This window comes from Streptomyces katrae (genome assembly GCF_002028425.1).
Classification (GTDB): Bacteria; Actinomycetota; Actinomycetes; order Streptomycetales; family Streptomycetaceae; genus Streptomyces; species Streptomyces katrae_A.
This window is the reverse complement of the sequence record NZ_CP020042.1, coordinates 1161680-1183113: the sequence shown is the minus strand read 5'-3', so window position 1 is coordinate 1183113 and position 21434 is coordinate 1161680. Positions and strand designations below refer to the sequence as shown.

Genomic DNA, 21434 nt, shown 5'->3' with positions numbered 1-21434 from the left:
TCCACGAGAGCTTCCCGCAGGCATCATTGCGGTCGACCGCCCCCAGGGTTCACGCGAGCGACGACTCGCTTCGAGAAAGGTGCCCCATGCCGATTCCGCGCAGGACGTTACTGACCGGCTCGACCGCTGGTGCGGCTGCCGCCGCCGTCGGGAGCACGGGAAGCGCACGGGCCGCCGAGAGGCCGGCGGACGCGGTGTCGCCCCTGCTGCAGCGCACGCCCAGCCGGATCGGGGTGCCCGGAGTGGCGGGGCTGCACCTGCAGTTCGGCGCCGACCCGGCCACCGAGATGACCGTCTCCTGGATCAGTCCCCAGTCCGTCCGGCGGCCGCGGGTCCACCTCGGTTCACCGGACGGCGGCGGCTCGGGGCACGCGGTCGACGCCGAGACCCGGACCTACCGTGACGACCTGTCCCGGCGGGAGGTGTACGTCCACCACGCCCGCATCACGGGACTGCGGCCCGACACCACCTACCTGTACTCGGCCGGGCACGACGGCGCCGCGCAGGAGACCGGGTCGTTCACTACCGCCCCGCGCGGCCGCTCCGCGTTCACCTTCACCAGCTTCGGCGACCAGGGCACGCCCAATCTGCGCCGCTCCCTCACGTGGCCCACGCCCGACGCACCGCCGCCGCTCGGCCATTTCCGGCTCCACACCAGCACCCAGGGCGGCACCGAGGCCTCCGCCGACATCGTGGCCGCGGTGGAACGGGTCGCCCCGCTGTTCAACCTGGTCAACGGCGACCTCTGCTACGCGGGCGTGGCCGGTGCCATCGGTGAGGACCGCGTCGCGACCTGGGCCGACTGGTTCATCGGCAACAGCCGTTCGGCGCGGCTGCGTCCCTGGATGCCCTGCGTCGGCAACGGCGAGACCGAGAAGGGCAACGGCCCCCTGGGACTGACGGGCTACCAGACCTACTTCACCCTGCCGGACGCGGCCACCGCCACCGACGCCCAGACCCGCGGCCTGTGGTACGCCTTCACCGTCGGCGGGGTCCGCTTCATCAGCCTGGCCAACGACGACGTGGCGATCGTCGATACCGGGGACATCTATCTGCGCGGCTACTCCGGCGGCGCACAGCGCCGCTGGCTGGAGCGGGAACTGAAGGCGGCGCGGGCCGACACCGGCATCGACTGGATCGTCGTCTTCATGCACCACCCCATGATCTCCAGCCACCGCAGCGGCGGCAGCGACCTCGGAGTCCGTCAGGAATGGGGCCCGCTCTTCGACGCGTACGGGGTCGACCTGGTGCTCTGCGGCCACGAGCACTACTACGAGCGGTCGCTCCCGGTCCGCGGCACCCTGCCCAACGACACCCGCACCCCGGTCCCGGTCTCCACCCGCACCGACGTCGCCGACACCGGGAAGGGGACCGTCCACATGATCATCGGTGGCGGGGGCAACTTCGCCACCACCCAGGACGACCTGTTCGAGGAGCCCAAGGGGCGCGTCGTCGTCGACGTGAGCAAGGAACCCCAGGGCCGCCACCGCACGCCGGTCTACCTCACCGAGGACGCCCCCTGGCGCGCCGTGCAGGACCGCGTCCACCCCCACGGCTTCGCAGCCTTCGACGTCGACCCGGGCACCAGGGGCTCCGGCCGCACCCGGATGAACGTCACGTACTACACCTTCGACGGCCCCTACGGAGAGCTGACCCCGGTGGACGCCTTCACCCTGGAACGCCCCCGGGCGGACGCCCGCCACTGACCGCTCCGGGGGCCGGGACCGACGGGGCTCAGTGCTCGCAGAGGGAGAACTCCCGCTCGTACAGCTGCTCGTTGTGTTCGGCGACGAAGAACTTGCGTTCGTGCATGAGCTGTTCGCGGTAGCCCTTCGCCTCTTCCAGGGTCATGGTCGAGGTCTCGGCCCACGGCTGCTGCGGCGGCACATCGGCCGTCGAGACGATCCTCTCGGACGGATCGACGAGGAAGAAGGCGAGGATCTTCCGGTGCCCCGGGCGGGTGGGGTCCGCGAGGCGGAACCCGCCGACGCGGTGCTGCAGGACGTTCGGGAAGGCCAGGCAGCGGCCCGCCGGAGTCGCCGCCGAACCCAGTATCTGGTTGAGTTCGTCCTCGTTCTCCAGGCCGTAGACCTCGCGCAGGCCGTCGTCGTCGTTCTGCTCGTAGTCCGGGTCGTCGAGCGCGGTGCGGAAGCTCAGCCGGCTCTCGGTGACGTTCTCGCTGTCCCAGTAGTAGATGCCGGTCGAGACGATCCGCTCGTTCAGCATCCCCTCGACGTGCCAGGAACCGCCGGCGTACTCGGGCTTCTCCGGGGTGAGGTGGATGGTGGCCAGCTTCACGATGACCTGGAGGCCCCGGCCGCGCAGGTCGACCCGGGCGGTCGCGTCGGGCACCTCGGGCGCGGTGAACTCCGGCGCGTCCGGGACGACCGGCCGACGGGTCTGCCACCACTCGTCGTGGGCCTCCCCCCACTCCTGGCGGGCCTCCGCGAAGGCGGCGTCGTCACCGTAGTCGGCCCTGTTCGGGTACTGCGGCTCCGACTCGTACCACCCGTAGGGATCGGCCTTGATGCGCAGGGGCCGCGGATGGCGCAGATCGGTGAGCACGTTCTCCAGGAGCGGACGCATGCGCGCGAACAGGTCCGGCAGAACGGAGGCCAGCTCGCGGTGGTCCTCCGGGTGGACGTTGTTGACGTACGAACGGAAGCAGACCCCGCCGTCCTCAGCGACCTCCACGTCCGTGGGCAGCCACTGGAACTTCTCCGAGAACTCGTGCTTCGAATAACGGTCCGTCGGATTCCGCCACGCCTCCTCGGGCGCTGGGCTCACGTCCCGCACCAGGCAGAACAGCGAGGGATGTACCAGGTCCAGTACCTGACCACCGGATCCCGGATGCCAGTCCAGCTCCGCCGCGGGAACCTCTTCCAGCACCCGCACCGCCTCGCGCAGCCGAGCCGCGAGCTCCTCGTCGACCAGCGCGTCCGACTGCCACACCCCGTCGACACCGGACACCTCGATGCCGGTCCGCCCGTCCCGCAGGGCGGCGTAGTGGGCGAGTTCGTCGAGGACGTAACGCACCTGAGCCTCGGTGAGACCCTGCTCGCGGGCTTCCCGCGTCCACCGGGCGACGACGTCGGCGTCCTTCATCTTGTCGAACCACCCGGCCTTCGCCCGGATGTGCGTGCTGCACTGCATCATCTCCAGCTCCCGCAGCGTCCGGGGTGCCGCGAACGCTACGGCACGCGATGCTTGAAAGGGCAACGGAAAGGCGGACAGGCCGGACAATTCTCTTGATCCTCCGAGTCGGTGTGCGGTGCCGGGAAGGATACTTCAGTGCACTGACACCGACCGGCACCACGATCTCTGCCGGGAGAGGGGGAGGGAACCGGCGGCCGGGGGCTAGCCGTTGCTCCACCCGGACGTCCGGGAATACGAGTCGAGCAGGTCCACCACGAAGACCAGGGTCGAGCCCGCCGGGATCAAGGGTGAGGGCGACTGGTTCCCGTAGCCGAGACGCGGGGGAACGACGATCTCGCGCCGGCCGCCGACCCTCATGCCCCGCACCCCCCGGTCCCAGCCCTTGATGACCTTGCCACTGCCCAGGGCGAACTTGAACGGCTGCCCCTGGTCCCAGGAGGCGTCGAACTCCTTCCCGGACTCGAAGGTCACCCCGACGTAGTGGACCTTGACCACCATGCCCGGCTTGACCTCGGCCCCCTCCCCGACGACCAGGTCCCGCACGGTCAGCTCGGCGGGAGCGTCCCCCTTCGGAACCTCGACCACGGGCTTCGTCCGTTCTTCACTCGTCACAGCCTCATCGCCTCATCACTCTCCGTCGAAACCCACCGCACGGGCGTGCCGGACCATGGAAGCCGTGCGCGGCCGGCAGCCACGCTATCGAGAATGCCGACGCCGAAGAACGCGACCCCCGCACCCACCCCGGCTCAGCCCCTTCCGAGGAGGTCGTCGGCGGCGTCCTTGGACAGTCCGACCCTCACCAGGGCGGCTGCCAGTCTCGGCAGCGTCTCGGTGTCCACCAGGCGGGCGAGGGCCTCCGGCGTGGCCGGCAGGCCGAGCTTGGAGGCGGCCTCGCGGGCGCGGTCGTCGAACGAGGGGCGCAGCTCTGGCCATACGGTCTGGGCCTCACGGCAGAAGATGTCCGCTCCCACGGGCCCGATCCGCGGGAACTCCCGCAGCAGTGCGCGGATCCGGTCCGGATCCCCGTCGGCCTGGTCGCGCAGGCGGCGCAGGTCGCCGCGGTACCGGTCGAGGACGAGTTCGGCTCCGGCGCCCAGCGCGGTGGCCGTGCTCTCGTCGTAGCGGCGGTAGTGGGCGCGGCCGAGTGCGTCCACCCGGTCCTGCCAGGAGGAGTCCGCCATCGCCCGGGGTGTCCGCATCCCGGCTCCGAACAGCTCGCGGGCGGCGGCCACCGCGATGTCGGCGTTGATCCGTACGGAGAAGAGCACGCAGAGGGTGAGCAGTTGGTAGAGGGGCGCGGGTGTGTTCCGCAGCTTGATGCCGGCTTCCTCGGCATGGGTCCGCCCGTAGGCGTCCATCAGCTTTCGTACGGTCGTCTGTCGTCGTCGTGTCATGGCGTCGGGTTCGTTTCGTCACGGGTGAGTGCGGTGAGCAGGCTGTGGGCCCTTCGCAGGGAGCGGGGCCGGGGAGGGGCCCGCCAGGGGTCTTCCCCCAGCAGCTCGCCGACGGTGGCGAGGGTCCAGCGGCGGGCGGTGAGGCCGGGGTCGTCGAGGTCGCTCCAGGACAGTGGGGCGGCGACGGGGGCGCCGGGGAGGGCGCGGACGGCGTAGGGGGCCACGGCGGTCTGGGCGTAGGCGTTGCGCCCGGTGTCGAGGTAGAGGCGTCCGCGGCGGGCCTTCTTCCTGGGCTCGGTGGTGAACCGGTCGGGCCGGCGGGCGGCCAGGACGCCGGCGACCGCGCGCGCGAAGACGCGTACGTCGTCGAAGGGCGCGCGGTGGTCGAGGGGGACCACGACGTGGAGGCCGCGGGAGCCGGTGGTCATGGGCAGGGACGGCAGTTCCAGCTCGTCCAGGAGCCGGTGCAGGCCGAGCGCGGCCTCCCGCACCGGAGCGAAGTCTTCGCCGGCCGGGTCGAGGTCGAACACCAGCCGGTCCGGATGGCCGGGCCGGTCGGCCTTGGACAGGAAGCGGTGCGGGGTGGTGCACGCCTGGTCCGCGAGGTAGAGCAGCGTGGCGGTGTCGTCGCAGATCACGTAGGTGACGGTGCCGTCCTGCTTGGGCAGTTCGGCACGGTGGATCCAGTCCGGGAAGTGGTCCGGGACGTCCTTCTGCATGAAGGCGGGGCCGTCGGTCCCGTCGGGATGCCGTTCCAGCATCAGGGGCCGCCCGCGCAGCTGGGGCAGCATGCGCCGGGCCACCGTGCGGTAGTAGCCGGCGAGGTCGGCCTTGGTGATGCCGTCACCGGGGAAGAGGACCTTGTCCGGGCGGCTGATCTCGACGGTGTGCCGGCCGGCCCGTATGCGCTCCGGCGGCGTGGACCGGCGTTTCGGGGTCATCGGGTCCTCCCGGCCGGTTGCTCACGGACCACCTCGGCCCCCGGCTCGTCCTCGCGCAGTCCCAGGCCTCGGGCGTGCGTCGGCGGCGACCTGGTTCAGGGTCCGGCCGGTACGCACCGACCTCGCCCGCCGGGGGTCGGGCGTGCCGGTGGCGGCGGCCCGCTCGTCGGCCTGCTTGACCAGCAGCCAGGCCTCCTTCCCGCCGTCCGCGTCGTCACGGATCCGGGTGAGCGCGTAGCCGCCGTGCAGCTTGCGGCCGTCGAGCCGGAACGAGGCATGCCCCCGCTCCAGCGCCTCGGTGAGCGGGATCTCGCGGCCGTCGCGGTCGGAGGTGGCATTGCGGTACGTTCCCTGGTCCCAGACGATCACCGTGCCGCCGCCGTACTCGCCGTGCGGAATCGTGCCCTCGAAGTCGCGGTACTCCAGCGGATGGTCTTCGGTCGGCGTCGCGAAGCGCTTGTCGTGGGGGTCGTTGGAGGGCCCCTTGGGCACGGCGAATGATTTCAGTACGCCGTCGGCTTCCAGCCGGAAGTCGAAGTGCATGCTGCGGGCGTCGTGGATCTGCACCACGTACGAGGGCTGCCCGCCGGACGGCTCGTCGAGTCCGCCCTCGGGCTCGGCCGTCTTGGAGAAGTCGCGTCGCCGGTGGTAGTGGGCCAGTGGTCTCTTGGCTGTCATCGCAGCCTCCTCACACCGTGGGGCAAGGGATCCCGTCCACGCGGCTACCCGGCATCGCGGCCGTCATCCGCAGCGGACGGACGACGGCGCCGGCTGCTTGGCGGATCCGGAAGGGGGCAGGCGCGCGGATACAGGCCGGCGTCGCCCGCTCCCTGCCCTGCGCATACGTGACCGAGGAGGCGTGATGAAAGCCGTGACCTGGCAGGGCCGCCGCAAGATCGAGGTGGCCACCGTTGCAGACCCGCGGATCGCCGATCCCACGGACGCCGTCATCAGGGTGACGACGACGGGCCTGTGCGGATCGGACCTGCACCTGTACGAGGTGCTCGGGCCCTTCCTGGACGCCGGGGACATCCTGGGGCACGAGCCGATGGGGGTGGTCGCCGAGGTGGGGCCCGAGGTCCGGGAGCTGAAGGCCGGCGACCGGGTCGTCGTACCGTTCAACGTGTCCTGCGGGACCTGCTTCATGTGCGAGCGGGGGCTGCACTCGCAGTGCGAGACGACCCAGGTCCACGAGCACGGCAGCGGCGCGAGCCTGTTCGGATACACCAAGCTCTACGGGCAGGTGCCCGGGGGACAGGCCGAATACCTGCGCGTCCCCTTCGCCGACACGCTCCCCATCCGCGTGCCCGAAGGGCCACCGGACGAACGGTTCGTCTACCTGTCGGACGTCCTGCCGACCGCCTGGCAGGCCGTCGCCTACGCCGGCATCCCGCCCGGCGGCAGCGTCGCCGTCCTGGGCCTCGGGCCCATCGGCGACATGTGCACCCGCATCGCCGCCCACCGCGGGGCCGGCAAGGTGATCGGCATCGACCTGGTCCCCGAACGGCTCGCCCGCGCCGCGGGCCACGGCGTACAGGTCTACGACCTGACCCACTACGGTGACCAGCTCGCCGACGCGGTCCGCAGCGCCACCGGCGGCCGCGGCCCGGACGCCGTGATCGACGCCGTCGGCATGGAAGCCCACGGCAGCGCCGGCGTCAGGGCCGTACAGACCGCGACCGGCCTGCTCCCGGACGCCTTGGCCGCCGCTCTGATGAAGAGGGCCGGGGTCGACCGCCTGGGCGCCCTGAGGCTGGCCATAGAGCTCGTACGCCGCGGCGGCACGATCTCCCTCTCCGGCGTCTACGGAGGAGCCGCCGACCCGCTCCCGCTGCTCACGATGTTCGACAAGCAGATCCAGCTGCGCATGGGACAGGCCAACGTCCGCCGCTGGGTCGACGACCTGATGCCCTTGCTGACGGACGGCGACCCTCTCGGCGTCGAAGGCTTCGCCACCCATCACCTCTCCCTGGACGAAGCCCCACGGGCGTACGCGGACTTCCAGGCGAAGCGGGACAACATGGTGAAGGTCCTCTTCCATCCCTGACGGCTGAGCCGCTCGTGGGCGCCCTTCCACAAGAGGCGGCCTAGCTCATGGCGGCGGTCTCGTTGTCCAGGAGGTCCAGCAGCGGCGCGCGGTGGAGGGCGGCGACCGGCTCCAGCAGGTCGGGATGGCGAAGCAGGGGCGCGGCGTCGTGTTCGTGGTCGCCGGGGCGGGTGAGGCGGGTGAGCTCACCGGCCTGGCCACGGTCGACGTGGCGCTGGGCGGCGAGGGCCAGGGCGGGGGCGGCGAGGAGGCAGGCGGCCCAGCTGACGACGGTTTCGTCCACCCACGTCCGCCAGCCGGCGTCGGTGTCGTCGCCGTGATCGGCGCCGGTCAGCCAGTCCAGCCGGGCGCTTCCGCCCGGGCCGAGGAGATCCAGCAGCTCGGCGTCCAGCGGGGTCGGGTACCGCAGGGCGGCGGCCAGGGCGACGGCCTGCCGGGCCTGGGCCTCGGCCAGGGCCTGGCTGAACGCGCCCGGGGAGGGCGGGAAGGCGGTCAGCAGCCAGCGGGAGCCGGCGGCTATGACAGGTGCGAGATCGGCGGACACGGCGGGTTCCTCGGGGGGCGTGCTCGCCTGGGCCTCCCGGGCCCGCGAGCTGCGGCGCGAAGCTGCGCCGCTCCGCTCGTGGCCGACCAGCGTAGCCGCAAGCGACGGGCCGGCGGCATGACGCACGTCACCCTCCGCCCGGGGCGGCGGCCCGGACCCGTACCGCGCCCGCCGCCCCGGACCGGAGATCAGGACTTGCCGCGGCCGCTCACGAAGTCGCGGGCCCGGTCCACCAGGCCGGCACCCGGTGCGAGGAGTTTGCTGGCCATGGGGCTGCTCGGCGCGGCGGGGTGCGGGCGGGTGGGCGCCATGGCCTTGGCACGGCGGATCTTGTCACCGAGATCGTCCAGCTGCTGCGCGGTACAGGCTCTCCTCAGCATCGGGAAGAGGTTGCTCTCCTCGTCCTGGACGTGGGCGGCGACCTCCTCCATGAGCTGCTGCAGGAGCGGGCTCATCTGTACGTCATCGGTGCTCATCCTCTCCAGCCGCTTGAGCATCTTCTCGACGCGGCCGTGGTCCTCGATCTCCTTGTCCGCCATCGGCCCGCCGCCCTCGACGTGCTTGCGTACCGCCGGATAGAGGTACTGCTCCTCGGCGACCGAGTGCCGCACCAGCTCGATGGTGATCTCGTCGATGAGATCGCGGAGCTCCTGCCCGGTGCCGGTCATGGCCTGGATCCGGGCGAACATGCCCTCCACCTCGCGGTGGTCGGCCATCAGCTCGTCGATCACGTTCCCGCCGTGTCCCATGTTGCCTCCATGTGTGTTCGGGCCGGGCCTGTCCGGCCCGAAGCGATCGGTTCCCCGTCGAACGCACGGGCGCCCGGCCGCACGGCGCGTCTCACCCGCTCGGGGGAGGCGGCCGCCCCGCGCCGCTCCAGGAGGAAGCGATCCGGCGCAGGGCTTCGGCCGGGGTCAGGGCAGGGGGGTTCCGCCGGTGGCGTTGACGATCTCGCCGGTGATGTACGAGGCCTGGCCGGAGGCGAGGAAGACGTAGGCGGGTGCCATTTCCGCCGGCTGCGCGGGCCGGCCCAGCGGTGACTGTTCGCCGAACTTCGTCGGGTCGGGCATGGTCGCCGGGATCAGGGGGGTCCAGACCGGACCGGGGGCGACGGCGTTGACCCTGATGCCGCGCTCGGCGAGCATCTGGGCCAGGTTGTGGGTGAAGGAGATGATCGCGGACTTGGTCATGGCGTAGTCGAGCAGATGCGGGCTGGGCTGGTAGCCCTGCACCGAGGCGGTGTTGATCACCGAACCCCCGCGCGGCATGTGGGCCAGAGCGGCCTTGGTGAGCCAGAACATCCCGTACAGGTTGGTCTTCATCACCCGGTCGAACTGCTCGGTGGTGATCGCCTCGATCCCGTCCGGCTGGGCCATCTGGTAGGCGGCGTTGTTGACGAGCAGGTCGATGCCGCCCAGCTCGCCCACCGCCTTGTCGACGAGGGCGGTGCACTCGTCTTCGTACCGGATGTCGCAGGCCACGGCCACCGCCGTGCGGCCCGCCTCCCGGATGAGACGGGCGGTCTCGTCGGCCTCCTCTGCTTCCTCGGACAGATGGGTGAAGACGACATCGGCGCCTTCCCGTGCGAAGGCCAGGCAGACCGCCCGGCCGATCCCGGAGTCACCTCCGGTGACCAGCGCCTTGCGGCCGTTCAGCAGGCCGTGGCCCCGGTAGGTGTCCTCGCCGTGGTCGGGGCGGGGGTCCATCGCCTCCGTCGAGCCGGGATGGCTCTGGTCCTGCTCGGGGAACGGCGGGCGGGCATGGAGCGACACGGGATCGGTGAGGCGGGGCTGGTCGTGCGAGGGCATTGCGGTCTCCTTCCGGCACGGTCAGCGAGGGGAGTCGGGCAGGGGTCGGTGCTGCGTCATGTGCCGCGTCTAACCCGTGCCGGGCAGACCATGCCACGGGATCCCGCCCGGGCCGGCTGACGTGGGGCGCCCTCCCCGTTGTGGCGGCGTGGCCTGCGCGCCGGACACGGGCCGAAGCGGGAAACTGTCGGCACGGCCACCTCGTCATCTGTCCCGGATGAAGGACCCGCCATGCCCTTGACCCACCCCCTCGACGCAGGCGCGCTCGTCGCCCGGCACGCCCCTGCCCCGCCCGTGGCCGGGCCGCGTCCGTGAACGGCGGTCGCGTTCGCGGTGGCCGTCCGCCGGGCCGCGCGGCGGGAGGCGGCGATACGGGCCGCACGGCGCTCATCGTGATCGACATGCTCAACACCTACAAGCACGAGGACGCCGAGGTGCTGGTGCGGTCCGTCCGTGAAGCCCTGCCGGGCGTAGCGGCGCTGCTGCGGCGGGCGAGGGAGGCCGGAGCGCCGGTCGTCTACGTGAACGACAACTTCGGCCGCTGGCGCTCCCACCACGGCGAGATCCTCGAAGCCGCCCTGGCGGGCCGTTACTCCGACCTGGTGGAGCCGATCGCACCGGACGAGGAATCCCTGTTCGTCGTCAAGGCACGGCACTCGGTCTTCTACGAAACGCCCCTGGCCTACCTGCTGGGCCAGCTCGATGTACGCCGGGTGGTGCTGTGCGGGCAGGTGACCGAGCAGTGCGTGCTGTACTCGGCCCTCGACGCCCACATCCGCCACCTCGAGGTCGTCGTGGCCCTCGACGCGGTCGCCCACATCGACGCCGCTCTCGCCGAAGCGGCCCTGCGCATGATGGAACGCAACATGTCGGCCGAACTCCGTCCGAGCGGCGAGATCACCTTCGAGGGCGCCCCTTCGGGCTGACGGCGGGCCCGGACGACACCGGCCGGTCCGGGACACCCGCTCGTACGGCAAGGGTGACGGCCGTCGTCCACGGGGACCAACGCGAGATGCGGGAACGCCCCGGGTGCGCACACGATGGCCGTGTACGCACCGTCGAGGAAGGGATTCGTCGTGCCCAGAGGATCAAGCCCCAAGCGCGAGCGCCAGTACGAACACATCAAGGAATCCGGCGAGAAGCGCGGTATGTCCGAGTCCCGTGCCGAGGAAATGGCCTCCCGCACCGTGAACAAGGAACGCGCGCGATCCGGCGAGAGCAAGACCTCCAGCCGCAGCTCGACCCAGGGCGCATCCGCCTCCCAGCGGGGCGGCCAGAAGTCCGGTGGCGGCGGCTCGTCCGAGCGGACCAAGGACGACCTCTACCAAGAGGCGAAGAAGCGCGGCATCGAGGGCCGCTCGAACATGACCAAGCAACAACTGAAGAACGCCCTCGGCCGCTGACCCCGGCCTCCAGGTGAGTGACCGTTTCGCTCCCGTCGGCGTGTGCGGGGCCGGGGCGGGGGAGCACCGTGCGAAGGTGCTCGGGCCTCCGCCAGCACTCGCCAGTCAGGAGTCATCCGGTGCTCGAACGCAAGCAGCTCAAGGGCCGCACGCAGGTCACTTTCGTTCTCCCCGCCGACCACCCGGAGGGTCCGGTCAGCGTCGTGGGCGACTTCAACCACTGGAACCCCGCCGCGCACCCGCTGCAGGACCGGGGCGACGGCATGCGTGCGGCCACGGTGGTCCTGCCCGCGCACCGGGGCCACTCCTTCCGCTACCTGGCGGCCGGCGGCTACTGGTTCGACGACGACCAGGCCGACGGCCATGACGGCACCAACAGCCGCGTCAACACCTGACGGGGAGTGCCCCGCATGGATGCGATCGTGCTGCTGCGCGAAGACCACAAGACCGTCGAGAAGCTGTTCAAGCGCTTCGAGAAGACCTCCGACGACGACACGGCCGAACGCCGCCGGATCGCCGACGAGGTGATCGAGGAGCTCACCGTCCACGCCTGGATCGAGGAGGAGTTCTTCTACCCGGCGGCCCGCGAGGCCGCACCGGACACGACGGACCACATCCTGGAGAGCATCGAGGAGCACCACGCGGTGGTGTGGATGCTCTCGGAGATCAAGGACATGGACCCGGCCGACGAGCGGTTCAAGGCCAAGATGAGCGTGCTGATGGAACAGGTCCGCCACCACGTCGAGGAAGAGGAACAGGACTGGTTCCCGGAGGTCCGCAAGGCGATGGGCCGCAACCGGCTCACCGAGCTGGGCGGTGAGCTGGAGGCCGGGAAGAAGCAGGCGCCCCGCGACCCGCTCGCCGTACCCAGCGCCGACTCGAAGTGATCCGATCACGGCACCGGGCATCCGGCCGCCCCCTGAGCGGACTGGTCCTGGCGGCCGCGGCGGTGCTCGCGGCCGCCGGGTGCGGGGGCCCTGGGGCACGCCAGGACGCCGCGGCCGCCGCGGGAGCCGCCTTCGAAGCCGCCGTCGCGGCCGGAGACCACGTCCGGGCCTGCGGGCTCCTGGCTCCGCAGACCCGCAAGCAGCTGGAGCAGGACGAGCACAAGGCCTGTCCCGCCGCGCTCGCGTCGCAGGAGCTGCCCAGGACGCACGGTGTCCAGGGGGTCGAGGCGTACGGGCGGCAGGCGATGGTGCGCATGGCGGGCGACGACACCCTGTTCCTGTCGCTGTTCACCGGCGGCTGGAAGGTCGTGGCCGCCGGCTGCACACCGCGGCCCGACCGGCCCTACGACTGCCTGCTCAAGGGAGCGTGAGGCGTGCGCACGCTCTTCGTCACCACCCTGGCGGTCATCCTGGGCGGGCTCGGCTACTTCATCACCATCGGGGTGCTCCAGCGATGACCGCCGGCCGCGAAACGCGCAGAGGGTTCTGGCGGGAGAACAGCCTGACCCTCGCCTTCGGCACCGCCTTCCTGGTGGTGCTCGTCTGCCAGGCCATCTCCGGGCACGCCGAGTTCAACGAACAGATGACGGTCGACGGCCTCCAGCCGCTCGGCTTCGGCGACTACCTGACGTCATCGGACTTCGCCGTGGACGTCACCGAGAACTGGCAATCGGAATTCCTGCAGTTCTTCCTCTACATCTTCGGCACCGTCTACCTCGTCCAGCGCGGCTCCCCGGAGTCCAAGAAGGTCCACAAAGCCGGCAGCGAAAGCGAGCAGGAGCAGCGCATGGGCGACCACGCACGCCCTGACTCGCCCCGCTGGGCGGGCACCAAAGACTGGCGCCAGGCCTTCTACGCCCGCTCCCTCGGCACCGTCATGGGCACCCTGTTCGTCCTCTCCTGGCTGGGCCAGTCCATCACCGGCACCGCCGCCTACAACGGTCGGCAGCTGCGCCAACTCGAGGACCCCGTCAGCTGGGCCGGGTACGTCGCCACCCCCGACTTCTGGAACCGCACCCTGCAGAACTGGCAGTCCGAACTCCTCGCGGTCGCCGCCATGGTCGTCCTGTCCATCTACCTCCGCCAGCGCGGCTCCCCCGAATCCAAGCCGGTCGGCGCCGCCCACACCACGACCGGCGTCGAAGGCTGACCAGCGGGATGCCGGGCCCCGAGGGGATACGAGGGCGTCGGACGCGCGGCCGGCGTCAGAGGGCCGCGCGGACACCCTCCGTCAGAGCCGCAGCAAAGATCGGCTTCCGCGCGGAAGGAACGCGTCAAGAAATACCGGGGCCGGACGGCTCGCGTGTGCCGGCGGTCAGCCCGTACGCGGGAGCCGCCCGGCCGGTCGCCCCCTTGTCGGTCAGGTGACCGCAGACGCCGGGAGCTCCGGTGACACCGGAGGGACGTCCCCCGCTATGGGGAGGGTGATGACCATGGTGAGGCCGCCGCCGGGGGTGTCCTCGGCGGTGAGGGTGCCTCCGATGGTCTCGGTGAAGCCGCGGGCGACCGCCAGGCCGAGGCCCACGCCCGCGCCGCGCGGGGCGTCGCCGTGCCGCTGGAACGGTTCGAAGATGCGGCTCTTGGCTTCGTCCGGGACACCGGGCCCGCGGTCGACCACGCGCAGCTCGACACGGCTGGCGAGCGCGCTGGCGCAGACGTGGACGGGCCGGCCCTCGGGGCTGTACTTGACGGCGTTCTCCACGATGTTGGCGACGGCCCGCTCCAGGAGGCCGCGGTCGACGGCGACCATCGGCAGGGTCTCGGGGATGTCGAGCGCCACGCTGTCCTCGGGGACGCCGCCCAGGGCCATGGGGACGACCTCGTCGAGGCCGGTCTCCCGGATCAGCGGGACGACGGTGCCGGTGTTGAGCCGGGACATGTCGAGGAGGTTGCCGATCAGGGCGGCGAGGCGGTCGGCTCCGTCCTCGATGCCTTCGAGGAGTTCGGCCCTGTCGTCCTCGGACCATGCGACGTCGGCGGAGCGCAGGGAGCTGACGGAGGCCTTGATGCCGGCGAGCGGGGTGCGCAGGTCGTGGCTGACGGCGGCGAGCAGCGCGGTGCGGATGCGGTTGGCCTCGGCGAGTTCGCGGGACTTCTCGGCCTCGTCGACGAGGCGCTGGCGGTCGAGTACGACGGCGGCCTGGGCGGCGAAGGCGCCCAGGACGCGGCGGTCCTCGGCGGGCAGGACCCGGCCCGTGAGGGCGAGGGCCATGGTGTCGCCGATGGGCAGGTCGACGTCCGCGTCTTCGGGCCGGCTGACGGGACCGCCGCCGACGTACGCCGCCGTCGTCCAGGGGTCCACCTCGCTGCCGCGCTCCAGGAGGGCGACCGACTGCATGGCGAAGGTCTCCCGGAGCCGTTCGAGGAGCGCGTCGAGGGAGTCCTCGCCGCGCAGGACGCTGCCGGCGAGGAAGGAGAGGATCTCGGATTCGGCGCGCAGCCGGGCGGCCTGGTGGGTACGCCGGGCGGCCTGGTCCACGACCGAGGCCACCGACACCGCCACCCCGACGAAGATCGCGATGGCGACGATGTTCTTCGGGTCGGAGACCGTGAACTCGTGCAGCGGCGGCGTGAAGTAGTAGTTCAGCAGCAGGGATCCGAACGCCGCCGAGGCGAGCGCGGGCAGTAGCCCGCCGACCAGGGCCGCCGCCACCGTGAACGTGAGGAAGAGGAGCATGTCGTTCGCGAGACCGAGCTCGGGGACGAGCCGGCTCAACAGCACGGTGAGCAGCGCGGGGCCGGCGATACCGGCGAGCCAGCCCCAGATGATGCGCGAGCGGCCGAGCCGTGCGCCGCGGGCGACGGGCAGACCGCGGCGGCCCTTGGCGGCCTCGTCGTGGGTGACGATGTGGACGTCGAGGTCCGGGCCCGATTCGCGGGCGACCGTGGCGCTGACGCCCGGGCTGAACGCGTACTGCCAGGAGCGGCGGCGGCTGACGCCGAGGACGATCTGGGTGGCGTTGCAGCCGCGGGCGAACTCCAGGAGCGCGTCGGGGATGCTGTCGCCTATGACGTGGTGGAAGGTGCCGCCCAGGTCCTCGACCAGGGTGCGCTGGACGGCCAGCTCCTTGGGCGAGGCGGAGGTGAGCCCGTCGCTGGCGGCGATGTAGACGGCCAGGACCTCGCCGCCCGCACCCTTTTCGGCGAGCCGGGCTGCGCGGCGGATGAGCGTGCGTCCCTCAGGGCCGCCGGTCAGGCCCACGACGATGCGCTCGCGGGCCTGCCAGGTGGAGCGGATGTCGTGCTCGCCCCGGTACTCCTGAAGGTACTCGTCCACGCGGTCGGCGACCCAGAGCAGCGCCAGCTCGCGCAGCGCGGTCAGGTTCCCCGGGCGGAAGTAGTTCGAGAGGGCCGCGTCCACCTTGTCGGGCTGGTAGACGTTGCCGTGCGCCATGCGCCTGCGCAGCGCCTGCGGGGACATGTCGACCAGCTCGATCTGGTCGGCGTGGCGTGCGACCTCGTCCGGGACCGTCTCCCGCTGGCGGACGCCGGTGATCGTCTCGACCACGTCACCCAGTGATTCGAGATGCTGGATGTTGACGGTCGAGACGACGTCGATGCCGGCCTGGAGCAGCTCCTCCACGTCCTGCCAGCGCTTGCCGTTGCGCGAGCCCGGCACGTTGGTGTGCGCGAGCTCGTCCACGAGGGCCACGGCGGGGCGGCGGGCGAGGATCGCGTCGACGTCCATCTCGGTGAACGTCGAGCCGCGGTACTCCAGTTCGCGCCGCGCGACGAGTTCGAGGCCGTGCAGCATGACCTCGGTCCGCGGGCGGCCGTGGTGCTCGACGAAGCCCACGACGCAGTCGGTGCCCCGCTCGACGCGGCGGTGGGCCTCGGAGAGCATCGCGTACGTCTTGCCGACGCCCGGTGCCGCGCCGAGGTAGATGCGGAGCTTGCCGCGTCCCATGTTCAGACTCTTCTTCTCTGTCGAGGATCGACGATCAGGCGGGGGATCAGGGTTCGAAGCGGTAGCCCATGCCCGGTTCGGTGATCAGGTACCGGGGGTGCGAGGGGTCCGCTTCGAGTTTCCGGCGGAGCTGGGCCATGTATACGCGCAGGTAGTTGGTGTTCTCCCCGTAGGTCGGTCCCCAGACTTCCAGCAGGAGCCTGCTCTGGGTGATCAGCCGGCCCGGGTGGGTGATGAGGATTTCCAGCAGGTGCCACTCGGTCGGGGTCAGCCGCACCGTGCGTTCGCCCCGGTGCACCTTCTTCGCGACCAGGTCGACGGTGAACTCGTCGGTCGTGACGACGGCGACCTGGTCGGCCTGGGAGCCGGCGGCCGGCTCCTGCCTGCGGGCGGCCGCCCGCAGCCGGGCCAGGAGCTCGTCCATGCTGAACGGTTTCGTCACGTAGTCGTCCGCTCCGGCGTCCAGCGCCCGGATCTTCTCCTCCGAGGTGTGACGCGCGGACAGCACCAGAATCGGGACCCGGCTCCAGCCGCGGACCCCCTTGATGACCTCGACGCCGTCCATGTCCGGGAGGCCGAGGTCCAGCACGATGACGTCCGGCCTGTGGGCGGCCGCGAGCCGCAGGGCCGCGCCTCCGTCGGGGGCCTCCTCGACGTCGAACTTGCGCGCCTGGAGATTGATCTTCAGTGCGCGGACGAGCTGAGGGTCGTCCTCCACCACCAGCACCCGGGTCATCGGTGTGCAGCCTTTCCTTCGTTGTTCGGGCGCGGTAAGGGGCCGGCGGAGCACGGGAGTTCCGCGCCCCGCCGGCCCCCGGCCCGTGCGAGGGGGAACATCAGCTCTTGGCCAGTGCCTTGAGGGCGGTGTTGAGTTCGAGGACGTTGACGCGGGGTTCGCCCATGAAGCCGAGGGTGCGGCCGGTGGTGTGGTCGGCGACGAGCTCTTCGACCTGCTTGACGTCGAGCCTGTTCCGCTCGGCGACCCGGTGGATCTGCAGCCTGGCGTAGGCGGGGGAGATGTCCGGGTCGAGGCCGGAGCCGGAGGAGGTGACGGCGTCCGCCGGTACGTCTTCCGGCTTGACCGTGTACGAGGCCGTCGTGTTGTCCGCGACGACCGCGGCCTTGGCGTCCTTGACCAGCTTGACCAGGTCCGGGTTGTCGGCCGCCTTGTTGGTGGCTCCCGAGAGGATCAGCGAGTACTGGGTGTTGACGCTGTTGGAGCCGAGGCCGTTGGAGGGGCGCGGCTGGAACCACTTGAGGTCCGGCCTGGCGGCCTCCTCCGGGTCGTCGGGGTTCTGCTTGGGGAGGTCGTAGGTCTGGCCGATGAGGGAGGAGCCGACGACCTGGCCGTTCCTGTCCTTGATCTCGGAGCCGTTGGCCTGGTCACCGAAGGCGACCTGGGCGATGCCGGTGACGGCCAGCGGGTACAGGACGCCGCAGACGACCGTCAGGACCAGCAGCGCGCGCAGGCCGGCCCCCAGCAGACGGGCGGTGTTTCCTACGGAGTTGTTCATGGCTCAGCCGATTCCGGGGATGAGGGAGATGAGCAGGTCGATGATCTTGATTCCGATGAACGGGGCGATCAGGCCGCCCACGCCGTACAGGCCCAGATTGCGGCGGAGCATCCTGTCGGCGCTGGTCGGCTTGTACTGGACGCCCTTGAGGGCGAGCGGGACCAGGGCGATGATGATCAGCGCGTTGAAGACGACCGCGGACAGGATCGCCGACTCGGGCGAGGACAGGCCCATGACGTTGAGCTTGTCGAGGCCGGGGTAGACCACCGCGAACATCGCGGGGATGATCGCGAAGTACTTCGCGACGTCGTTGGCGATGGAGAACGTGGTCAGGGCGCCCCGCGTGATCAGCAGCTGCTTGCCGATCTCCACGATCTCGATCAGTTTGGTGGGGTTGGAGTCCAGGTCCACCATGTTCCCGGCCTCCTTGGCGGCCGAGGTGCCCGTGTTCATCGCCACGCCCACGTCCGCCTGGGCGAGGGCGGGGGCGTCGTTGGTGCCGTCGCCGGTCATCGCGACCAGCTTGCCGCCCGCCTGCTCCCGCTTGATGAGGGCCATCTTGTCCTCGGGCGTCGCCTCCGCGAGGAAGTCGTCGACACCCGCCTCCTCGGCGATCGCCTTGGCCGTCAGCGGGTTGTCACCCGTGATCATGACGGTCTTGATGCCCATGCGGCGCAGCTCGTCGAACCGCTCCCGCATGCCCTCCTTGACGACGTCCTTGAGGTGGATGACACCGAGGACGCGGGCGCCCTCCTCGTCGTTGACGGCCACCAGGAGGGGGGTGCCGCCCGCCTCGGAGATCTTGTTGGCGAGGAGGTCGGCGTCGTCGGAGACCATGCCTCCCTGTTCCTTGACCCAGGTGATGACGGAGCCGGCAGCTCCCTTGCGGGTCTGCCTGCCGTCCACGTCCACGCCCGACATCCGGGTCTGGGCGGTGAAGGAGATCCACTCGGCGTGCGACAGCTCGCCCTGGTGGCGCTCGCGCAGCCCGTACTTCTCCTTCGCCAGGACGACGATGGAACGGCCCTCGGGCGTCTCGTCCGCGAGGGACGACAGCTGGGCGGCGTCCGCCAGCTCGGCCTCCGTCGTGCCCTCGACCGGGACGAACTCCGAGGCCTGGCGGTTGCCGAGGGTGATGGTGCCGGTCTTGTCGAGCAGCAGCGTGGAGACGTCACCGGCGGCTTCCACCGCGCGCCCGGACATGGCGAGGACGTTGCGCTGGACCAGGCGGTCCATGCCCGCGATACCGATCGCGGAGAGCAGCGCGCCGATGGTCGTCGGGATCAGGCAGACGAGCAGGGCCGTCAGTACGATCATCGACTGCTCGGCACCCGCGTAGATCGCGAACGGCTGGAGCGTGACCACCGCCAGCAGGAAGACGATCGTGAGGGAAGCGAGGAGGATGTTCAGCGCGATCTCGTTGGGCGTCTTCTGCCGTGCCGCGCCCTCGACCAGGGCGATCATGCGGTCGATGAAGGTCTCGCCGGGCTTGGTGGTGATCTTGACGATGATCCGGTCCGAGAGGACCTTCGTGCCGCCGGTGACCGCGCTGCGGTCGCCACCGGACTCGCGGATGACGGGCGCGGATTCGCCGGTGATGGCGGACTCGTCCACGGAGGCGACGCCCTCGACCACGTCACCGTCGCCGGGGATGATGTCGCCTGCCTCGCAGACCACCAGGTCGCCGATCTTCAGCTCGGTGCCCGGGACCTGCTCCTCGCCCTTGCCGTCCTTGGTCAGCCGGCGGGCGACGGAGTCGGTCTTGGCCTTGCGCAGGGTGTCGGCCTGGGCCTTGCCCCGGCCCTCGGCCACGGCCTCAGCGAGGTTGGCGAAGATCGTGGTCAGCCACAGCCAGACGGTGATGGCCCAGCCGAACCAGTTCGTCGGGTCCAGACAGGCCAGCACGGTGGTGACCACCGAGCCGATCAGGACCACGAACATGACCGGCGACTTGATCATGACGCGCGGATCGAGCTTGCGGACGGCGTCCGGGAAGGACTTCAGAAGCTGCTTCGGATCGAACAGGCCGCCGCCCACGCGTCCGGCGCCCGGCTTGTGTCCGGTGGGCACGTCCTGGTGCGGAGCCCTGGTGGGTGTGGCGGTGCTCATGATGCGAGCCCTTCGGCGAGCGGACCCAGCGCCAGGGCCGGGAAGTAGGTGAGACCGGTGACGATGAGGATCGTGCCGACGAGCAGGCCGGTGTAGAGCGGCTTGTCGGTACGCAGGGTGCCTGCCGTCTCGGGGACGGGCTTCTGCTCGGCGAGCGAGCCGGCCAGCGCGAGGACGAAGACCATGGGGAGGAAGCGGCCCAGCAGCATGGCGATGCCGATCGTGGAGTTGTACCACTGGGTGTCGGCGTTCAGGCCGGCGAAGGCGGAGCCGTTGTTGTTGGCCCCCGAGGTGTAGGCGTAGAGGACCTCGGAGAACCCGTGCGCGCCGGAGTTCAGCATGGAGTGGGGCGGGGTGGGCAGGGCCATGGCGGCGGCGGTGAAGCAGAGCACGAGGGCTGGGGTGATGAGGATGTAGCAGGCCGCGAGCTTGATCTCGCGGGTGCCGATCTTCTTGCCCAGGTACTCCGGCGTCCGCCCGACCATCAGACCCGCGATGAACACCGCGATGATCGCCATGACCAGCATGCCGTAGAGGCCGGAACCGACACCGCCGGGCGCGATCTCCCCGAGCTGCATGCCCAGCAGCTGGATGCCGCCGCCGAGGCCGGTGAAGGAGGAGTGGAACGAGTTGACCGCGCCGGTCGAGGTCAGCGTGGTGGCGACGGAGAAGATCGCGGACGCGCCGATGCCGAAGCGGGTCTCCTTGCCCTCCATCGCCCCGCCCGCGACCTCGAAGGCCGGGCCGTGGTGGGCGAATTCGGTCCACATCATCAGGGCGGTGAAGCCGAGCCAGATCGTCGCCATCGTGGCGAGGATCGCGTAGCCCTGGCGCAGGCTCGCGACCATGCGGCCGAAGGTGCGGGTCAGCGCGAAGGGGATGACGAGGATGAGGAAGACCTCGAAGAGGTTGGAGAAGGGGGTGGGGTTCTCGAAGGGGTGGGCGGAGTTGGCGTTGAAGTAGCCGCCGCCGTTGGTGCCCAGCTCCTTGATGACCTCCTGCGAGGCGACCGCCCCGCCGTTCCACTGCTGCGTGCCGCCCGTGAACTGGCCGACCTCGTGGATGCCGGCGAAGTTCTGGATGGCCCCGCACGCGACCAGGACCAGGGCCCCGATGACGGAGATGGGGAGCAGGACGCGGAAGGTGCCGCGTACCAGGTCGGCCCAGAAGTTGCCCAGTTCACCGGTACGGGACCGGGCGAAGCCGCGTACGAGGGCCACGGCCACGGCCATGCCGACGGCGGCGGAGACGAAGTTCTGCACCGCCAGGCCGCCGGTCTGCACGACGTGGCCCATCGCCTGTTCACCGGCGTACGACTGCCAGTTGGTGTTCGCCACGAACGAGGCGGCGGTGTTGAAGGCCTGGTCGGGATCGATGGCCTGGAAGCCGAGCGAGCCGGGCAGGATCCCCTGGGCGCGCTGCAGGGCGTAGAGGAACAGGACGCTGACCGCGGAGAAGGCGAGGACACCGCGCAGGTACGCGGGCCAGCGCATCTCGGCCGTCGGGTCGGCGCCGATCGCCTTGTAGATCCACTTCTCCGGGCGGTAGTGCTTCTCGGAGGAGTAGACGCGGGCCATGTAGTCGCCCAGGGGGCGGTAGGCCAGCGCGAGCGCTGCCATCAGCGCGAGGAGCTGGAGCACACCAGCGAGAACGGGACTCATCGG

At 70.8% G+C, this 21434-nt stretch carries 21 protein-coding genes; 8 read left to right on the top strand and 13 right to left on the bottom strand.

Going from position 1 to position 21434, the window contains the following annotated elements:
• Positions 1–86 precede the first annotated feature (86 nt).
• Positions 87–1706: a purple acid phosphatase family protein gene (locus tag B4U46_RS05395; protein ID WP_079424536.1), complete on the top strand. Its 1620-nt coding sequence runs from the start codon at positions 87–89 to the stop codon at positions 1704–1706.
• A 28-nt stretch (positions 1707–1734) separates the two neighbouring features.
• Here the strand turns inward: B4U46_RS05395 and B4U46_RS05390 are convergent, their stop codons facing one another.
• The 5 genes from B4U46_RS05390 to B4U46_RS05370 form a co-directional block, all read right to left on the bottom strand.
• Positions 1735–3243, bottom strand: a complete 1509-nt coding sequence (locus tag B4U46_RS05390; RefSeq protein ID WP_079424535.1) for a DUF4246 domain-containing protein — start codon at positions 3241–3243, stop codon at positions 1735–1737.
• A 114-nt stretch (positions 3244–3357) separates the two neighbouring features.
• Positions 3358–3768 carry an FKBP-type peptidyl-prolyl cis-trans isomerase gene (locus B4U46_RS05385; RefSeq protein WP_079424533.1) on the bottom strand — a complete coding sequence of 137 codons (411 nt, stop codon included), beginning with the start codon at positions 3766–3768 and terminating at the stop codon, positions 3358–3360.
• Positions 3769–3902: 134 nt separating this feature from the next.
• Positions 3903–4550, bottom strand: coding sequence for an endonuclease (locus tag B4U46_RS05380; protein ID WP_079424532.1), 648 nt, complete (start codon positions 4548–4550; stop codon positions 3903–3905).
• A complete protein-coding gene (gene ligD / locus B4U46_RS05375; protein WP_079424530.1) occupies positions 4547–5491 on the bottom strand; it encodes a non-homologous end-joining DNA ligase in 945 nt (314 codons plus the stop codon). The genes B4U46_RS05380 and ligD overlap by 4 nt, the downstream gene beginning before the upstream one ends.
• 21 nt (positions 5492–5512) lie before the next feature.
• A complete protein-coding gene (locus tag B4U46_RS05370) occupies positions 5513–6169 on the bottom strand; it encodes a DNA polymerase ligase N-terminal domain-containing protein (protein ID WP_079424528.1) in 657 nt (218 codons plus the stop codon).
• Between the two features lie 184 nt (positions 6170–6353).
• On the opposite strand from B4U46_RS05370, the gene B4U46_RS05365 reads away from it, so the two are divergent.
• Complete coding sequence (locus B4U46_RS05365) at positions 6354–7538, top strand: alcohol dehydrogenase catalytic domain-containing protein (protein WP_079424526.1); 1185 nt, start codon at positions 6354–6356, stop codon at positions 7536–7538.
• 40 nt (positions 7539–7578) lie between these two features.
• Here the strand turns inward: B4U46_RS05365 and B4U46_RS05360 are convergent, their stop codons facing one another.
• The 3 genes from B4U46_RS05360 to B4U46_RS05350 all read right to left on the bottom strand — a co-directional run bounded on the left by B4U46_RS05360 (position 7579) and on the right by B4U46_RS05350 (position 9890).
• Entirely contained in the window at positions 7579–8082 is a 504-nt protein-coding gene (locus B4U46_RS05360) for a hypothetical protein (protein WP_079424524.1), read from the bottom strand.
• A 188-nt stretch (positions 8083–8270) separates the two neighbouring features.
• The gene (locus B4U46_RS05355; protein WP_079424522.1) at positions 8271–8831 is read right to left on the bottom strand and encodes a hemerythrin domain-containing protein; all 561 of its coding nucleotides are present in this window, start codon (positions 8829–8831) and stop codon (positions 8271–8273) included.
• Between the two features lie 165 nt (positions 8832–8996).
• Positions 8997–9890, bottom strand: a complete 894-nt coding sequence (locus B4U46_RS05350; RefSeq protein ID WP_079424521.1) for a glucose 1-dehydrogenase — start codon at positions 9888–9890, stop codon at positions 8997–8999.
• Between the two features lie 389 nt (positions 9891–10279).
• Here B4U46_RS05350 and B4U46_RS05345 point away from each other — a divergent pair, with 389 nt between their 5' ends.
• The 6 genes from B4U46_RS05345 (at position 10280) to B4U46_RS05320 (ending at position 13390) form a co-directional block, all read left to right on the top strand.
• Positions 10280–10816: an isochorismatase family cysteine hydrolase gene (locus tag B4U46_RS05345; protein ID WP_398909082.1), complete on the top strand. Its 537-nt coding sequence runs from the start codon at positions 10280–10282 to the stop codon at positions 10814–10816.
• 150 nt (positions 10817–10966) lie between these two features.
• A complete protein-coding gene (locus B4U46_RS05340) occupies positions 10967–11293 on the top strand; it encodes a plasmid stabilization protein (protein ID WP_079431579.1) in 327 nt (108 codons plus the stop codon).
• Between the two features lie 119 nt (positions 11294–11412).
• The gene (locus tag B4U46_RS05335; protein WP_079424519.1) at positions 11413–11688 is read left to right on the top strand and encodes an isoamylase early set domain-containing protein; all 276 of its coding nucleotides are present in this window, start codon (positions 11413–11415) and stop codon (positions 11686–11688) included.
• A 15-nt stretch (positions 11689–11703) separates the two neighbouring features.
• The gene (locus B4U46_RS05330) at positions 11704–12180 is read left to right on the top strand and encodes a hemerythrin domain-containing protein (protein WP_079424518.1); all 477 of its coding nucleotides are present in this window, start codon (positions 11704–11706) and stop codon (positions 12178–12180) included.
• Positions 12177–12611, top strand: coding sequence for a hypothetical protein (locus B4U46_RS05325; protein ID WP_237292649.1), 435 nt, complete (start codon positions 12177–12179; stop codon positions 12609–12611). The genes B4U46_RS05330 and B4U46_RS05325 overlap by 4 nt, the downstream gene beginning before the upstream one ends.
• A gap of 83 nt (positions 12612–12694) precedes the next feature.
• The gene (locus tag B4U46_RS05320; RefSeq protein WP_079424515.1) at positions 12695–13390 is read left to right on the top strand and encodes a DUF6766 family protein; all 696 of its coding nucleotides are present in this window, start codon (positions 12695–12697) and stop codon (positions 13388–13390) included.
• Positions 13391–13600: 210 nt separating this feature from the next.
• On the opposite strand, the gene B4U46_RS05315 is transcribed toward B4U46_RS05320, so the two are convergent.
• The 5 genes from B4U46_RS05315 to kdpA all read right to left on the bottom strand — a co-directional run bounded on the left by B4U46_RS05315 (position 13601) and on the right by kdpA (position 21431).
• Positions 13601–16147, bottom strand: coding sequence for a sensor histidine kinase (locus tag B4U46_RS05315; protein ID WP_079424513.1), 2547 nt, complete (start codon positions 16145–16147; stop codon positions 13601–13603).
• Between the two features lie 46 nt (positions 16148–16193).
• Positions 16194–16883: a response regulator gene (locus B4U46_RS05310; protein WP_079424511.1), complete on the bottom strand. Its 690-nt coding sequence runs from the start codon at positions 16881–16883 to the stop codon at positions 16194–16196.
• Positions 16884–16983: 100 nt separating this feature from the next.
• On the bottom strand, positions 16984–17661 hold the full coding sequence (locus tag B4U46_RS05305) for a potassium-transporting ATPase subunit C (RefSeq protein WP_079424510.1): 678 nt from the start codon (positions 17659–17661) through the stop codon (positions 16984–16986).
• Between the two features lie 3 nt (positions 17662–17664).
• Positions 17665–19770: a potassium-transporting ATPase subunit KdpB gene (gene kdpB / locus B4U46_RS05300; RefSeq protein WP_079424508.1), complete on the bottom strand. Its 2106-nt coding sequence runs from the start codon at positions 19768–19770 to the stop codon at positions 17665–17667.
• Positions 19767–21431: a potassium-transporting ATPase subunit KdpA gene (gene kdpA, locus B4U46_RS05295; RefSeq protein WP_079424507.1), complete on the bottom strand. Its 1665-nt coding sequence runs from the start codon at positions 21429–21431 to the stop codon at positions 19767–19769. Before kdpA ends, kdpB begins: the two co-directional genes overlap by 4 nt.
• Positions 21432–21434 lie beyond the last annotated feature (3 nt).

What these genes read in the sequence shown, in the direction of transcription:
- B4U46_RS05330 (WP_079424518.1), top strand. Translation starts at nt 11,704, where the DNA reads ATGGATGCGATCGTGCTGCTGCGCGAAGACCACAAGACCGTCGAGAAG.
- B4U46_RS05395 (WP_079424536.1), top strand. Translation starts at nt 87, where the DNA reads ATGCCGATTCCGCGCAGGACGTTACTGACCGGCTCGACCGCTGGTGCG.
- B4U46_RS05315 (WP_079424513.1), bottom strand. Translation starts at nt 16,147, where the DNA reads ATGGGACGCGGCAAGCTCCGCATCTACCTCGGCGCGGCACCGGGCGTC.
- B4U46_RS05370 (WP_079424528.1), bottom strand. Translation starts at nt 6,169, where the DNA reads ATGACAGCCAAGAGACCACTGGCCCACTACCACCGGCGACGCGACTTC.
- B4U46_RS05320 (WP_079424515.1), top strand. Translation starts at nt 12,695, where the DNA reads ATGACCGCCGGCCGCGAAACGCGCAGAGGGTTCTGGCGGGAGAACAGC.
- ligD (WP_079424530.1), bottom strand. Translation starts at nt 5,491, where the DNA reads ATGACCCCGAAACGCCGGTCCACGCCGCCGGAGCGCATACGGGCCGGC.
- B4U46_RS05365 (WP_079424526.1), top strand. Translation starts at nt 6,354, where the DNA reads ATGAAAGCCGTGACCTGGCAGGGCCGCCGCAAGATCGAGGTGGCCACC.
- B4U46_RS05380 (WP_079424532.1), bottom strand. Translation starts at nt 4,550, where the DNA reads ATGACACGACGACGACAGACGACCGTACGAAAGCTGATGGACGCCTAC.
- B4U46_RS05355 (WP_079424522.1), bottom strand. Translation starts at nt 8,831, where the DNA reads ATGGGACACGGCGGGAACGTGATCGACGAGCTGATGGCCGACCACCGC.
- kdpA (WP_079424507.1), bottom strand. Translation starts at nt 21,431, where the DNA reads ATGAGTCCCGTTCTCGCTGGTGTGCTCCAGCTCCTCGCGCTGATGGCA.
- kdpB (WP_079424508.1), bottom strand. Translation starts at nt 19,770, where the DNA reads ATGAGCACCGCCACACCCACCAGGGCTCCGCACCAGGACGTGCCCACC.
- B4U46_RS05310 (WP_079424511.1), bottom strand. Translation starts at nt 16,883, where the DNA reads ATGACCCGGGTGCTGGTGGTGGAGGACGACCCTCAGCTCGTCCGCGCA.
- B4U46_RS05305 (WP_079424510.1), bottom strand. Translation starts at nt 17,661, where the DNA reads ATGAACAACTCCGTAGGAAACACCGCCCGTCTGCTGGGGGCCGGCCTG.
- B4U46_RS05350 (WP_079424521.1), bottom strand. Translation starts at nt 9,890, where the DNA reads ATGCCCTCGCACGACCAGCCCCGCCTCACCGATCCCGTGTCGCTCCAT.